Origin of the sequence: Mucilaginibacter sp. NFR10, assembly GCF_900100445.1 — a bacterium.
Taxonomy (GTDB): domain Bacteria; phylum Bacteroidota; class Bacteroidia; order Sphingobacteriales; family Sphingobacteriaceae; genus Mucilaginibacter; species Mucilaginibacter rubeus.
The window spans coordinates 339948-355582 of record NZ_FMTV01000005.1; the positions used below are offsets into that span (position 1 = coordinate 339948).

Annotated in this window: 12 protein-coding genes; 7 read left to right on the forward strand and 5 right to left on the reverse strand. The window is 43.6% G+C overall.

The window, feature by feature from the left end:
* Positions 1-5 precede the first annotated feature (5 nt).
* The gene (locus BLP33_RS18365; protein ID WP_090531769.1) at positions 6-3713 is read left to right on the forward strand and encodes a DUF6443 domain-containing protein; all 3708 of its coding nucleotides are present in this window, start codon (positions 6-8) and stop codon (positions 3711-3713) included.
* A gap of 937 nt (positions 3714-4650) precedes the next feature.
* Here the strand turns inward: BLP33_RS18365 and BLP33_RS18375 are convergent.
* Positions 4651-6570: a LuxR C-terminal-related transcriptional regulator gene (locus BLP33_RS18375; RefSeq protein WP_175490054.1), complete on the reverse strand. Its 1920-nt coding sequence runs from the start codon at positions 6568-6570 to the stop codon at positions 4651-4653.
* Positions 6571-6801: 231 nt separating this feature from the next.
* Here BLP33_RS18375 and BLP33_RS18380 point away from each other — a divergent pair, with 231 nt between their 5' ends.
* From BLP33_RS18380 to BLP33_RS18400, 5 genes are all read left to right on the forward strand, one after another.
* Positions 6802-7134 carry a magnetosome magnetite crystal formation protein family gene (locus BLP33_RS18380; protein WP_090532061.1) on the forward strand — a complete coding sequence of 111 codons (333 nt, stop codon included), beginning with the start codon at positions 6802-6804 and terminating at the stop codon, positions 7132-7134.
* 136 nt (positions 7135-7270) lie between these two features.
* Positions 7271-7762 (forward strand): hypothetical protein, encoded by a 492-nt coding sequence (locus tag BLP33_RS18385; protein WP_090531774.1) that lies wholly within the window; start codon positions 7271-7273, stop codon positions 7760-7762.
* A 2-nt stretch (positions 7763-7764) separates the two neighbouring features.
* Positions 7765-8712 (forward strand): ankyrin repeat domain-containing protein, encoded by a 948-nt coding sequence (locus tag BLP33_RS18390; protein WP_090531776.1) that lies wholly within the window; start codon positions 7765-7767, stop codon positions 8710-8712.
* Positions 8709-9200 carry an ankyrin repeat domain-containing protein gene (locus BLP33_RS18395; RefSeq protein WP_090531778.1) on the forward strand — a complete coding sequence of 164 codons (492 nt, stop codon included), beginning with the start codon at positions 8709-8711 and terminating at the stop codon, positions 9198-9200. The genes BLP33_RS18390 and BLP33_RS18395 overlap by 4 nt, the downstream gene beginning before the upstream one ends.
* Positions 9201-9220: 20 nt before the next feature.
* Entirely contained in the window at positions 9221-10198 is a 978-nt protein-coding gene (locus BLP33_RS18400) for an ankyrin repeat domain-containing protein (RefSeq protein WP_090531781.1), read from the forward strand.
* 83 nt (positions 10199-10281) lie between these two features.
* Here the strand turns inward: BLP33_RS18400 and BLP33_RS18405 are convergent, their stop codons facing one another.
* Both BLP33_RS18405 and BLP33_RS18410 read right to left on the reverse strand, forming a co-directional pair.
* On the reverse strand, positions 10282-11421 hold the full coding sequence (locus BLP33_RS18405) for a hypothetical protein (protein ID WP_090531783.1): 1140 nt from the start codon (positions 11419-11421) through the stop codon (positions 10282-10284).
* A 21-nt stretch (positions 11422-11442) separates the two neighbouring features.
* On the reverse strand, positions 11443-12336 hold the full coding sequence (locus tag BLP33_RS18410) for a TssN family type VI secretion system protein (RefSeq protein ID WP_090531785.1): 894 nt from the start codon (positions 12334-12336) through the stop codon (positions 11443-11445).
* A gap of 113 nt (positions 12337-12449) precedes the next feature.
* Here BLP33_RS18410 and BLP33_RS18415 point away from each other — a divergent pair, with 113 nt between their 5' ends.
* Positions 12450-13385: a type VI secretion system baseplate subunit TssG gene (locus BLP33_RS18415; RefSeq protein WP_090531786.1), complete on the forward strand. Its 936-nt coding sequence runs from the start codon at positions 12450-12452 to the stop codon at positions 13383-13385.
* 60 nt (positions 13386-13445) lie between these two features.
* Here BLP33_RS18415 and BLP33_RS18420 read toward each other — a convergent pair whose 3' ends face one another.
* Both BLP33_RS18420 and BLP33_RS18425 read right to left on the reverse strand, forming a co-directional pair.
* Positions 13446-14225 (reverse strand): DUF4350 domain-containing protein, encoded by a 780-nt coding sequence (locus BLP33_RS18420; protein WP_090531788.1) that lies wholly within the window; start codon positions 14223-14225, stop codon positions 13446-13448.
* Positions 14226-14800: 575 nt separating this feature from the next.
* A complete protein-coding gene (locus BLP33_RS18425) occupies positions 14801-15616 on the reverse strand; it encodes an SDR family oxidoreductase (protein WP_090531790.1) in 816 nt (271 codons plus the stop codon).
* Positions 15617-15635 lie beyond the last annotated feature (19 nt).

Below are 15635 nucleotides of genomic sequence, written 5' to 3' on the forward strand. Positions count from 1 at the left end.
AATAAATGAACCTCAAGCCTTTTTCCATTACAGTTTTACTGTTGTTAGTTCAATATACGACCGGTTTTGCCCAGGCTAATTTGGGTTTTGTACAACATGAAGCAGCTATGCAACCCGTACAGACCGACGCTGCATTCAAAGCTTTGCCCCTGAACGGCAAACAAACTTCCAGAATTTATTACGACGGCCTGGGAAGGGAGGTACAGCAAGTGGCCGTTCAGGCCAGTCCACTGCAAAATGATATTATCCAGCCCCTTGTTTACGATAACCTGGGCAGACAAACGATGAGCTATCTGCCCTATGCAGGTAAAAGTACAGACGTAATTGGAAGTTACCGGGCAAGTGCAACGACAGACCAGGCGGCGTTTTACAATAACGGTACTGCTGACAAAGTAGCTGACGACAATTACCCATACAGCCAGCAGGTTTTTGAAAATAGCCCTTTACAGCGGCTTTTGTCAGTCGGGAAGGTCGGCAACGGTTTTCAACCGACGGTAAGCGGCAACCATTATAAAACAGTAAAATACCGTTATAATAGCGCTACAGCAGATGGTAATATCCTGACATGGAATGCCGACGGCACTTTTACGGCAGGCACTTATTATGCAGACAATACCCTTTCAGTTACGGATGGCATCGACGAAGATAATGTGGAAACGCTGAGCTACGCGGATATTGCCGGCCGCACAATCCTGAAGCGGCAGATCCTGAGCGGGGGCAACCTGGATACCTATTATATCTATAACCTGGCTGGGGCTATCAGCTATGTCGTTCCGCCGAAGGCCACCACGCTTTTGTCGGCCAACAGCTATAACCTGTCGGTTGCCCCCCTGAGTAACCTTGTATTTAAATACCTGTACGATGCCAGGGGCCGGATCATTGAAAAGACGGTGCCAGCAAAAGGTAAAATGGTGATCGTTTATGATCCGCTTAACCGGCCGGTGCTGTTACAGGATGCCAATATGGCCCTGGTTAATAAATGGAACTATATCAAGTACGACTCGAAAAACCGGACGATCAGCCAGGGGATCTACCTTGACAATACGAATATCGGCCGCGCAAATATGCAAACTTATGTAAGCGGGCTTGCCATTTACAATACCACTTGGTTTGAAAACCGCTCGGGAACAGTCGTTAACAGCGGCTATTATACCAACAGTAGTTTCCCCACAACCGGGATCATGCCACTGGCCTACGCTTATTTTGACAATTATGACCTGAACCAGGACGGGGCAGCCGATTTCACTTATACAGCACAGGGGCTCAGCGGGGAAGGCAGCGCGACAACAGCACCGCTTAAAGGCGTTCCCACCGTCATCAGCCAAACCACCGTTGGCGCTGGCTTGACCAATACCCTGCTTACCAAAGTAACCTTTTATGATAAAAGGGGTAATGCCATCCAGGTGAAGAGCAACAATCAGGTATATTACACCGGAGCTACGGCGCTAACAGATACCAAAACCATAGTGCCTAATTTTAACGGCACGCCACAGGTAAGCCTGGTTGTCAAAAAGAGCAGCGCGACTGTGTCATTGACTGTACAAACCAATCTGAGCTATGACCACATGTACCGGGTTACCGCGGTTGATCAGAAATACAACGGAGCCACAGCAGTCCGGGTAGCCGCATATAACTATAACGAATTGGGGCAGGCGACCGAAAAAAATTTAGGGTCGACCAATGCCGGCAATACAACCTGGTTGCAAAGCGTGGATATGCGTTATAATATCAGGGGACAGTTGCTAAGCATCAATAACAGTAAGCTGAGCAATGACGGAATAAAGAACGACGACAGCAATGACCTGTTTGGGATAGAAATGCTGTATGATCAGGCAGATGTTAATCTTGGAAATACCAAACGCTATAACGGCAACTTATCCGGGGTGAAATGGATGAGCAGGGATGCAACGGGTACAGCAGGCAACGAACGGGCGTATAAATATTTGTTCGATGGTCTTAACCGTTATATAAGTGCAAACTATATTGAGCGGGCAACAGCTGCTACCGGTGCATTTGACACAAATTCTGCCGGATTTTCTGAAAATGGGATCACCTATGACGAAGGAGGTAATATTTTAACGCTGAAACGAAACACAATTACCACAACAGGGAGCATCACCGGGATCGACAACCTCACGTATACTTATGACAATAACAACCCGAACCAGCTGAAAAGCGTAACGGATCTGACGGGAACGAATTATGTAAGTTTCGGATTCCGTAACATGACGGGCACAACGACAGGAAATTACACCTACGATGTAAACGGTAATCTCACAGCCGACCCTTACAAAGGACTTACGCTTGGCTATAACGTGTTGAACCGGACCGACAAGATCACAGTAACCACCTCAACCGGCCGGTATATTAATTACACGTATGGTGCAGACGGCACACTAGTCCGGAAGCAGGCTTATGACAATAATACCTTAGGTACCACTACCGATTATGTAGATGGATTGGTATATTTGAACGGTGTGATCAGCTATTTTGCTATGCCGGAAGGGCGGGTGAGGAATACCGGGTCCGGGGGAACTGTAACGCTGAAACAGGAATATGTAATTGCTGATCAGCAGGGCAACGCCCGCATCAGTTTCGAAGATAATGGCAGCGCGGCTGCGGTAGTACGCCAGGAGAACAGTTATTATGGTTTCGGCCTATCGTTAGCGAACAGTCCCGTAGCCACTCCTGTAACTGATAATAAACGATTATACAATGGCGGAAGCGAATGGCAGAATGACTATGGCAACCTGCCCGACCTGCAGCAGACATTTTACCGTAATTACGATGCTGCATTGGGTAGGTGGATAGCGGTTGATCCCGAGGCCGAAAGTGCGGAGAGCATGACGGTTTACCAGTATTCAGGTAATAACCCGATCATGATGAATGATCCGCTGGGGGATCTTTCGCAAGCTCAGTGGGATTTCGTTTTAGACCAGCTTAACAATGGCATTGACGGAAATTACTTCCTTAAGGATGGCCAGGGCGGCGGCGGCGGCAGTGAAGGAAGTCTTTATACGAAGTTGTCCGACATGGAAGCGTTTGCTTCGGTAGCCGACCGTATTGATAACGGTTCAATCCGTGGAGGATGGGGCGCGACTGCGGCCGGTAGTTTCCAGGCAGCGTTTAATAACTTTACGAATGGAATTCCAGCATCAGGAACATCGGATATTAACCATCAAATTCCGCTAACTGAAGCTTCGATAGTCGAAACAAGGATAGATAAGAACTGGTTAATTGATAGGTTAAATAATGCCAATCAGGGACCGGCAGGATATGTACCCGCAGGCGGTGTTCCTCCAGACGATGGTTTTTTAGATGATTATTTAGGAACTGGAAGTAAAATTAATGCTGTAAGATCAGTTTTATCATGGCTTGCGGATAATGTTAAAATCACCAAAGCAGCAAGGATTGGAGAGATTGTTAATGTTCCGCTATTTCTTTCCGCAGAAGTGATGGATTATTATGCATGGAAGAATAACAAAATTTCAGGTGCAAAAGCACTTGTGAATTTAGGCATGGGCCTGATAGGATTTTCGGACTATGGAGCACCTATCTCACTTGTTTATTTTGGAGTTGATGCGTTTTATGATGGTGGTTGGGAAGGTTTGGGTAATGATATAAGTAACGGTGTAAACAATGCCTGGGGACAATTAACACAAGGGCTTAATCAATATAATAGCAACATCTATCAGTGGGTACCTCATCAATAATAAAAAAGACATATGAACCTGATACGAAAGTATTACTACCTGATTTATAAATTTTATTTTTTATTTGAAAGCTTTGAGCAAACTCGGCGATTTACACAATCAAAAGCATTAATGTGCGTTGGGCTCTTAGAGTTGGGCTTATATTTATCATTTGTCAATTACAGAGATGTTTTATTTCATTTAAATTCGAGCTTGGGGGGATATACTATTGCTTTCCTTTTTTTTATCATTCTAGTAAAGCTGTTAATTCTTATAAAAAGAAAAAAATGGGCAAAATATGTGACAATTTTTAATTCCTTACCAAAAGATACGAATGTGAAAGGAACCTGGTTTGTTACTATTATAACAATCATAATCATCGTAAACTTTATAGTATCGTGTATTTTATTTTCGCCGCTGCGAGGTTTAAGTAATAGTACTTTTTAGGATAAATATAGAAGGGAAGTCCTTTCGGATAAGTTTAGGAACTATGCAGCTTTCGACTTTCGTGCAACGGTTATTAAGAGGCCGGAATAATATTTGTATTTCATGTTATTTTGAAGCTATATTCCCTAACGAATGAATAAACTCCGTTGCTACCGCAAGCGTACCGATCTGTTGTTGTCATGCAAGTAAAGTTGTGCCTATTCCAAATATTGATTTCAGCCGGGATTTCTGTAAATGAATAAATCGCCATTTCAGCTTCCTTAAGTGCGGTGCTTGTTTATTAACAACAACATACTTACCCGGACTGATATGAATTAGCAAGTTTACAAAACTGCAGAATAAATCGGACATTTTTTTACGATTACCGGAGCATGTACGGCAAACGCAATAATTTTCAAAGCCATAGATGCTGATAATCAAAATGTAGACATGTTAAGCCTCGGTAAGTAATTGCGCAGGCTGACAAATGTTTACTAATATTGAAGGCGTTCACTTGCACTTCTACCTTACGCTAACCAACCCTGCCGATAAATTGGTCAAGATCGTCGTCCTTAGCTAATTTAAGTTTTTGTTTAAGCCTGTACCTGGCCATGCGGATACTTTTTGGCTCAACGCCAAGGCGGTTAGCTATTTCCTTGGTATCAAGCCCCATTAAAATATATGAGCAATATTTTAGGTCGAGGCGGGTAAGGCTGTTTTCGGCTTGTTGCTGCAGGGCATTGAAAAAACCGGGATGACTTTGGCTTATGACCTGCTGCTCATCAATACTTTTATCCATCCGCAGGTTTTGGTTAATGATGCGGCCCATCTGCCTGGCTACAGCCGGCGAATCGGCTTTGCGCGATTTTTCTTTTAACAACTCGAGTATAGCGTTCTTCTCTTCAATCTTCAATGAACCGGCCAGTAACTCTTTTTCCAGCCATTCAGTACGGTCCTGTAACAACTCCTGTTGGGCCTTTGCATGGGCATGTTCCTTTTCGCGCAGGGAAACCTGCAGTTCGGCTTCCTGTTTCTCGAGCATTAAGCGCCGGGCTTCGGCTTGTTGTAATTGTGCCAAAAGCTTTATTTCTTCTTTCTCCTGTTCGGTAAGCTGTTTTTGCTGCTGCGATGCTTTTAGTTTGTAATGGTAAGAGCTTAACAACAGCCCGAGTAAAATAATACTTGCCGACCCGATAGCTACATAAAGCCAGTTGAGTTGCTTATTAAAATCGGCGCGTTCGCGCAGGCGGGCAATCTCATTTTCTTTAAGTACAGATTGATATTCCTCTTCCAGTTGCTGAACGGTAGCCAGTTTCTGGCTGTCAAATACCTTGCTGTAGTAGTCGATATATTTTTTGTAATAATCGAGCGCTTTGGCCTTGTCGCCGCTTTTTTCGGCTACGTTTGCAAGTCCTAACATTAACCGCGACCGTGTGATAGCGACGCCGGGGGCAGAATCCTTTAATTCGGATATGCCTGTGAGCAGGTATTGTTCTGCCTTTTTGGGCGACCCATCGCGGAGCGCATATTCGCTTAATATGCCGTAGCAATTAGCAATAATTTCCTTACCGTTGGTGCGCCTGGCAATATCAAGTGCCATATTAACATAGTTATTAGCGCTGTCTTTATAAGCGGGAGGATAGTATTTGAAATAACTGTTTGCGATATTAAGGGCCGTTGCCGAAGCGTTACTTTGCAAAAGTATTTTTTCTGCATTATGCCGGTAGGTGGCTAACGCAATCCGGTAATATACCATTGACGAATCAAGCAGCACACGCCTGGACCTATTCTTTTCAAATGCGGAGAAAAAACTGTGGCCCAGCGTCATGTAACCTAACAATAAATCATCCGGATATAAGCTTTGCTTAGCCGCCGAAAGGCAATCGTACGCGTATTTGCGCTGTTTAAGGGTATCGCTGCCATAAGCGTAAATACTGGCGATGTAATGGTTGATGAGCGTCTTATAGCTAAATGCGCGCCGACCGTCGGCGTATTGTATTAGTTGTTCGGCTTTCAGCAAACCTGACATGGCCTTTTCATTATTTCCTTTTACCAGTTCCAGCCAGCCTTTGCGCAGCCAGGCAAAAGAAACCAGCACGTTATTTTTTGATTTTGCGGCAATCTGTACCGCGCTGTCGATAAAAAGGGAAGCCCGGTGTTGCTGGTTTTTCTGCATTAGCAAATACCCCATGGTAGCATAACAAAAAGCGGTCGCACCGGCATCGGCGTTCTCTTTTGCCATGATTAGGGCCTTGCCTGCGTTTGCTATGGATGCATCAATGTTTTTTTCAACAGTGGCTCGGGCAAGTTCGGCCATTACAACCGGTTTTTCGTGGTTACCGGCAGTTTTTAAAACTTGCTGTAAAGAATCAGTTACGAGTGATTGGGCCTGGGCTATGGTTGTGTATGATACTAAAAAAAAGGAGGTTATTGCGGCGACTTTATTCTTCAAAGGCATATAAAAAGTATTATTTCTTGCTTTAGGTATTACCCGGATATTAAGCTGATAATTAATTACCAGCATTATAACACAGAAGTTTAAGTAATTGTTGTAGATGATTTGTAGACGCTGTCAATCAAGATTGTAGACGGCTTGTAGTCGCCCTTTTTTTTGAGTGAGGGTATATGGGCAGCTAATTTTGGGTCACATCATTTATCGTTTAACCTTAAAAAACAAAAAGTTATGACAAACAAAAGCATGTCCATTGTGGCTTACATCACTATTATTGGTTGGATCGTATCTTATCTTGAATATAAAAAGCGCGCCGATAAAAGCCCTTTGGTTAATTATCACCTTGGGCAGTCGCTCGGCCTCATTATTTTATCAGTCATCCTGGGAGTTGCTCTCGCGGTATTGGCAGCTATTATCCCGGCCCTTTCGGTTGTATCGCTGGTTATCAGTGTCATTACGTTTGTATTGCTGCTGCTGGGTATTATAACCGCCAATAATGAGGCCATTAAACCCTTGCCGGTGGTGGGTAAATTGTTTGAAGGCAAATTTGATTTCTCCAAATAATTCTCATACAAAGGCAAGCAAACGGCGATATCCGGAAAGCCATTTTTACCTTTTACCTGTCACTATATTTTAATTAACGAACCCGGACCGCCAACAAATGTCGGCTTTCCGGGTTTAAATCAATTCAACAGGCTTTATGCTGCTACAATCATCACAGGTGCCTCCGGAGGGTGCTGAAGAGCTTTTAATTATTAACCTGATTTACCAGGGCCGTTACGCCGAAGCATATCTGCTTTTAAAAACGGAAACGCCTCAGCGGCCGGCCGGCATGTTTAACCTTGCTTTATGTTTTTACTGGCTGGGCAGTTATCGTGAAACACTGGTATGCCTTGATAAGGCTCAGATGTTACTGGCAATTGATCGGGGCGGGATAAGCCTCAACAGCGATAATTTTTACAAAGCCATCAGGGAAAAGCAAAATCTTGCAGATGAATACAAACTGCCCCTTACGTCAAAATATATTGCTTTGTTTGGTGAGTTGGCGAAGGATAATATAACGCGGCTTAAAACAGATTGCTGGCTGCAGCTTGAAGTATATCAAAAGGTTATTGAGATTGCTACCCCCATTGCGCACAAAAATTATAAAAACATTGACGATGCGTTGCAGATAGCCAAAGAACGAATTTAAATATGACAAACGAATTTAACCAGATCAGGGATGCCTATCATCGCAACATGTTTAATCCGGCGCCCAATGCCATTGATGTGATGGGCATGTATCAGAATTTAACTGATATTCATATAGTAAATGAGCAGGAAGAAAACCTGTTCCACCTTGCAGCCCGTTTTACCGATCCGGAAGCCATCCGGTTTTTAACAGGTACGGGTTTGAAACCCACGGCCGACAAATACGGCAACACGGCTTTGCACGCACTCACTGGCACCAGGTTTGATTTGCAGGGTACTTCACCTGAGGATAAGGCGAAGAAAATATTTGATACCGCCACTGCGCTGCTGGAACTCGGTATCAACCCTAAAAAGAAAAACGATTCGGGCAAGTTAGCCTATTTTGAGGCCGGCCAGTTATATATGTACCCTTTTATCGAGGCTATGGGCAATGCCGGCGTAAAGATGGATGCAACGGAATCGGAAGGAAAAAATCTTTTACATGTTATCTGTGATAAACTCGTCCACCGCAAAACCATACCCGGAGCCATAGATGCAGCAACGAAAACAGTAAAGATATTGATAGAAAACAGCGGCATTGATACAGAAGATAAAGATATATTTGATACAACGCCCCTTACTTACGCGCAACGCAGCGGGGTAAAGGAAATAGCTGCACTGCTATCGGGCGATGAAACCGACATAGCTACCGGAGGGATGAGCATTCATGAAGCTGTATTGAACCGTGATTTCACAGCCGTGGAAGCACTTATCAAAGCCGGTGCGGACCTGGATGATTTTTCTGATCAGTACAAACGCACACCTTTAATGCTGGCCTGCGAGTATCCCTCAGAGCCAATGGTCCGTTTACTGGCCGAAGGTGGCGGAGATGTGAATTTCAGGACAGGTAATGGTGATACCGCTGTTTTTATACTGCTTACAAAGGCCGTGAGTAATTTTGAAGGGGCATGAGCCGCGACCTGAAAGATATTGTGAAAATGCTGCGCATATTGATCAGGCACGGACTTGATCTTGACGCAGCGGTAAATAACGATGGTGATACTGCTTTAAACATAGTATGCCAGGCCGGTTACCTGGCCGATTTAAATATTGTACTGGCAGAAGAATTGGTTGAAGCCGGCTGCGATATTAATAAACCTAACGTTTGGGGCAAAACACCGCTGATGAATTTTGCACAAAAAGGAAATGAAATTAAATACAATATTGCCGAACTGCTGCTTGACAATAACGCCGATACCACCTACGCCGATAAAACCGGTAACACCGCATTGATGTACGCTGCTGCAAATGGTGATAAAATGTCGGGCAAAAAGATAGTTTCGTTGTTGTTGGATAAAGACAGATCGACGGTTGAAAATGTAAATAATGCCGGTCAAACAGCGGTTGATGTAGCAGTTCAGCATAATAACGAAGCTGTTGTTAAACTGATGCTTGCATAGCCTGTAATAAATAGATACCTATGGATAATATGTTTTTAAACGCGTGTAAAAACGCACAAAAAGGGATAGTGCAAACATTCCTGAAAAAGGGAGGGATTAATGTTGACAAACGCGATAGCCTGGGTAATACGCCCTTATATTATGTATGCTTAAAAAGTGCAAAGGATATTGCCAAAATGCTTATAGATGCCGGCGCTGATGTTAACATGGGCAATAACCTAAGCGAAATACCCCTGCATTGCGCATCGCGCAGCGGCAGTAAAGACCTGATTAAATTATTAACTGATGCCGGTGCCGATGTGAATGCCGGTAATAACCACGGGCAAACACCTCTTTTTTATGCTGTACTTGCGGGTAAAACAGAAACCTCGCTTTACCTGATCTCATTAGGTGCTGATATCGCCGTTAAAGACAATGCAGGTTACAGTTTGCTCGATCACGCTACTGCCAACGGTATGCGCGACCTAGTTGCAAAATTGTCGGCCGGTGAAACCGCGCAAAAGGATGACAACGGTAATACACCGCTTCACCAGGCGGTTTATAATAACCATAGCGAAACAATAAGCGCCTTGCTCAAGTCGGGTATATGGGATGTAAACGGATTAAATAACGACGGTGTTAGTCCGCTGATATTTGCAGTTAATAACTCCAATATACACGTAGCCGGACTGTTGATTAAAAATGGCGCCGATGTTAACCTGCATGTACAGAATGGCAATTCGGCACTGCACTACGCGGCGGGTATGGGCAACTATCATCTTGGCAAAATGCTGCTTGAGGCGGGGGCCGAGGTCGATTCGCGCAACAGCTTTAGCGAAACTCCGCTTATTGTGGCAGCACAGTGCGGATTTAATGATTTTACAGCTTTTTTAATCGAAAACAACGCTGATGTAAACGCTGTAGATAATAACGGCCGGCACGCTATGGATTTTGCCAGTGAGCGCGGTTATACCGAAATACTGGAACAACTGTTAATGGCGGGTGCCGAAAGCCGGTAATAAAACAATACTGGTTTATGATACTGCCTGCCGCAATATATGGAAACGGCAGGCATTTATTTTATTGGAACTTTTAACTGTGCTTAATCAAGCAATGTCCAGGTACGTTTAGTTTGTATGGTTTGTATGGCTTGCTGCTCGGCAACTACAATGTTCTCTTTGCGTTGGCCTATGTATTCTAATGTACTAAGCTTATTCCACAGGGCAACAATTACCCGCATAAACTCATCAATCGCTGTCATTGACGAGTTTATCTCATGATGATTATAAACTATTTCGATTAAACGGGCTAAAAGCTCTTCAAAGTTACCGGGTGTTACATCCTTCCATTCATAAAAATATTTAAGCAATTCTTCCCTTTCTGCTCCCGGCATGCTTTTAACGGTACTGAAAAACAGATGTGCCATTTCTGAAAAGCAGGAAACCAGTTGGATAGGCGGCTGAAGATAGATCAGGTTTCGGTATGAAAAATAGATCCTCGCGATATAATCAAGCATTTTATCGCACAGCAGCTTCACATTTTTACCGATGGTAGATACCGAATCTTTTGAGGTGATCTTGTCAATAATACGGAACGAAAGCAGCTGAAGGTTGTTGATCTGTGCCCCAAAGTTTTCATAATAGGTCATGAGGCCGGCATGGCTTATCAGCGCGGTACATGGCGGGATATAGGTTACATTGGCCTGAAAGGAGCTTCCGCTTCGTACAAATTTACCAACCTCCATAAAATGCGCCCCGATGCTGTTCAGTTGTGACGCCGGCAAAACAGTGATACTGTAATGTTTGCTGATATCAGGATAGCGGATGGGCTGTTCTTCCGGGTCGGGTGTGCCTGAGGGTACACGTTCAAAGGGGTTTACGGTAAGCAGCACATAATAGGTTTCTGATGCTTCATTGATAGTTTCCTGGCCAAAATAATGGCTAAATGTTAACGGTTGTTCGGCACGGGTAATATCAATCCTGAAACCTTCGGCAGTAATGGCGTTACACTGGTTTAAAGTTACCTGCACCTGGCCTGATGCCCGTTCGGTGATCTGGATATCCAGCGATGAGCTTTGCCCTTGTGCGGGTGGAAGCAGCCCGAAATTATTATTGTTGAGCGGCAGCGAATTGGCATCGCGTACTATATCATGAATAAAATTATCAGTATTAACAAAATGTGCGCTGGAAATTTTCATTCCATCTATCCAGTTCACAGGTTTATGTTTTAGTGGGCTGATCATGTTTTTTTGTTTTAATAAAGTTTACAGGTAAATGGCCTGGTCGCCGGTGCGGGCGGGTTCACTTACCACTTCCGATACACGTTTGGCAAATATGGTTACCGATTCGGTTATCCGGTTTTCTGTAATATTAAGGTCCGGGTCGATAAAGTGGCGTTGCTTAAAAAACGACGGCTTAATATAAAAGATCCACTTATAGCTTTCATTATTATTAAGCTTATACTGCACCGTTGATTTTGGAAATTTAAGATTATAATCATCAATAAACTTTTGAAACCACTGGCCAAAATTCATATTTGGCGGTGCTTTGGCCTTTACTTTAAGCGGTTCAGGATCGTCGGTGTTTTTATACAGATCAAGCTCAAGCACCATCAGCCTGTCAAAATCCAGGTGTTCCATACTGATCTCTTCAGGCGTACTGGGATATTGCCAAACCTTGTAAATTTCGAGCGGGATGCTTAAAAAGGCGATGTACCCCCACCAAAAAACCGGCGGTAATAAAAATATCAGGATACTGGTTGAGGCCCACAGGCCATATTGCATATCATTAAGCCAGTTAAATGCAAGCTTGAAAAGAACCATCCCCAGCAAGCATGATATTAAAGAAGCCACGAGGAAAAACCATTTTTTATCAAGAAACTGATCTTCATGGTATTTGCCTGCAAGCCAGGTGTAAAATACACCCATACCTAAATATATCAGTTGGCAAAATAAGTACCCCCACGGCATAAACTGCATACCTAAAAAGCCCAAAAAACCCGGAACTCCCAATATAACAGCCGTTAAAAGTAAAGTGATGATAAGGCGCCTGTTGCTTAGGTATTTGTTTTTCTTGTTCACCACCGACATGATCAGCGCGGCGATGAAGAACAGGACAGGAGCTATCAGATAACTTATAAAAAACGATTTAAGGTTCATGAGTATTAAATATGTAGGCCGGGCAGCTATCTTATATTAATTTCAATTTAGTATAATCAATTACCGATAATATTGGTTATTGTTTTGGATAGCATCAATTATTTAAATCACAAATGAGAATAAAAAAGCCTAATCAAATTGATACCGACTTTAAAGCGGCAGCTATAGCAGCCGAAATTATTGAAAATGAAATGGTTAGTAGCGGTGATGTAATAATACTGCCCAAAGGCCCTAAAAAGCGTGCCTATGACAAGGAGATAGCTGGCATAACGGCTGATAAAAAAACTGAAAGTAAAAAACCGGTAACCACCATTTGGGTTAACCGCGATGGGTTTTATGATATGCTGCCCGAGGGATTGTTTCACCGGCCGCCGGCTTCGAGTGTGATGATCATCGAGGAGGATATGATCAAAGATATTAAAGCCCGCCGCGAAGAAGAAAAACAAACCCGTCGCTTTTTTGCCCCATTTGAGGCCGAGCTTAACTATTTCAGAACACTGGTCGAACTTTATGAAAACCGGCTCGACAAAAAAAATGAATACGATGAGCTGATCAATATATTTTTAACGGAATGGCAGGAGTTTGAGTGTTTTACAAAAAAGCAGATGCTTATTTTAATACATGTTTTACCTGTAATACATGAGCAGCGCAATAATATAAATTTTGTAAGCAGTATCATTAATATGATGTTCAATGTACCTTTATCATTGCATTACAAAACGGTATACCCGAAGCAAAAAAACAATACCATTATAAATGGCGGAACAGCCCTTGGCGCCGGTACTTTAGGCGTAAACTTTATTGCCGGTCAGGTTATTGAGGCCGAGCGAAAATTAATCATGAACATAGGCCCGGTGAGCGCCACCCGGATGCTGGAGTTTTTGCCCGGCACATCTGCTGCAAAAGCTATTGATGTATTATTATCCTACTTTATACCTTTAGGCACCGAAGTGCAATTGAACCTTCTTGCCGATCCTGCCTCGCAAAAATTGGTTATCGGCGGAGCAGGGGCCAATGCTACGCTTGGTTATACTACTTATTTGGGGTGATGATGATACGAATCTCATTTTTACACCCCGGAGTGTGTTTGAAATGACTTTCATATATAATTACCTCTTCGCCTGCTTCAACAGCCAGTGGGCGACATCATTCACTGCCTTGTCATTCTCATACCCGGCAGGCAACCTGCCGTTCACATATTCATTATAAAGCCACGGATCGCCAACAGCTATTACTGTCCCCTTACCGTATTTGGCAGATGCTATGATCGTAGCACCATCTTTGTTTTTAAGCACAGGTACAGCAGTCCCCGTTAAACCTATCGAACAGGCATCTTTAATAAAAACCTTAGTAGCTGTTTTCAATACCGGATTGTTTTTTACATACACAGCACCATCCTCAAAATGAGCATCATCAATTACATGGTTTTGCAGATCGTTATTGAAATGCATCCCGAATTTTGCAGCAAGGTTATTGAAATGAGGCAGCTCCACATTAACGCTGTCGTTAGCCATCAGCAGCAGCACACCACCTTTTTTTACCCAGGCAGCAATTTGCTCAATATCATCTTCCTGGATATAGTTTGGGTTCGGGCTCTCCTTTTTAGTATCAGGGTCAACAATGATATAAACTGATGAACCTTTCAGGTTTTCCAATGTAGGCGCTGTGCCAAGGGTATCCAGCTTAGCGCCGCGGCGTGTAAAAGCCTCGCCAAAAATCTTGAAACCGTTGTTGTCCGTTTCATCCCACAGATAATGAAAGCGTTCCGGTTGCCCGTTTACGCCCTTGTGCACCTCGTGGTTAAAATAATAATCGAGTGTTACAGTTTGGCCGCTTGCGGCAAAGCCGGCAAGGATAAATAGCGTGATGAGCGATAATCTTAGTTTCATAGTAGGTTTATTATTTGGTTAGCCTGTGGTAGGTGTTATCACCATACATTTTAACTTTTCAGTCTATTTTCCAGGTGTTCAATTTTTTTAGGTGTAAACACTTTCGCTTGTTTTCAAAAAAAACAATACTGATAATCAATAGGTTAACTTTAGCAAAAAGCACCTCTTTAGCAAAAATGAACACATATCCATTGATAATCAACAAGTTAATATTTTACAAGATCAAAAATTGAACACCTTGTTTTTTGAAAAATTGAACACTTGCGTTTGTGCCCAGTTTTACGGCCATATATCTCAGCGGTCATGCTGAGTGTTTAAATCCGGGGCCTCTAAAGGTTAGATGACATTTACACTACCCGTCATCCCGAATTTATTTCGGGATCCCACGCGTTGAGCGGCTATGCAAGCGGTCTTGCATGTGGGGTGCTGAAACAAGTTCAGCATGACTGTATTTTTTATTATGTCATGGGTAACTTGTTTCAGCACCCCACCCGCCAAGTAACTGTCATGTATGAAGCCGACCTTAGCAATGGGATCCGAAATAAATTCGGGATGACCTTAGTTATATTATTTCCCTAAACTCCTCCAAAAATCGAGAACCCGCCATCAACGCAGATCATCGAACCGGTTACAAATACCGAGGCATCGCTCAGCAACCATACCAGTGCTCCTTTAAGTTCATCGGCATGGCCAAAGCGTTTAAAAGGCGTTTGTTTGATCACCAGCTCGCCTCTTTGGGTATAACCGCCTTCGGGTTTGGTGAGCAGGTAACGGTTTTGTTCGGTAAGGAAAAAACCAGGTGCCAACGCGTTCATCCTTATTGCATCACCATAACGGTTAGCCAGCTCAACCGCAAACCATTGGTTATAGCAATCAACAGCGGCCTTGCCTATATTATAGCCTAACACCTTGGTTATGGCGCGTTTTGAGTTCATTGACGATATATTAACAATGCTGCCTCTACCTGTTTTGGCAATGGCTTCGCCGAAAACCTGTGTAGGGATCAGTGTACCCCAAAGGTTCAGCTCCATTACTTTTTTCATGCCATCGATATTCATTTTAAAAATATCCTCGTCGGGCTGTAAAACACCCTCGGGCATGTTGCCGCCCGCACCGTTCACCAGGCCATCTATCCTGCCAAAAGCTGCCAGCAATTTATCTTTGGCGGCTACCAGTTCAGCCTCGTTCATTACATCGGCTACCAGTGCTATGGCTTTGCCCCCGGCTGCATTTATCGCGCTTGCGCGTTCTTCTGCTACCTGGGCATTACGGCCAAGAATGCCTACCGCGCCCCCCGCCTCAACAATACCATCTATAAATGCTTTGCCTAATATGCCTGTTCCGCCGGTTACTACGATTACTTTACCGGCTAATGAAAATTGATTCTCCACTTAAACTATATTTTTAAGG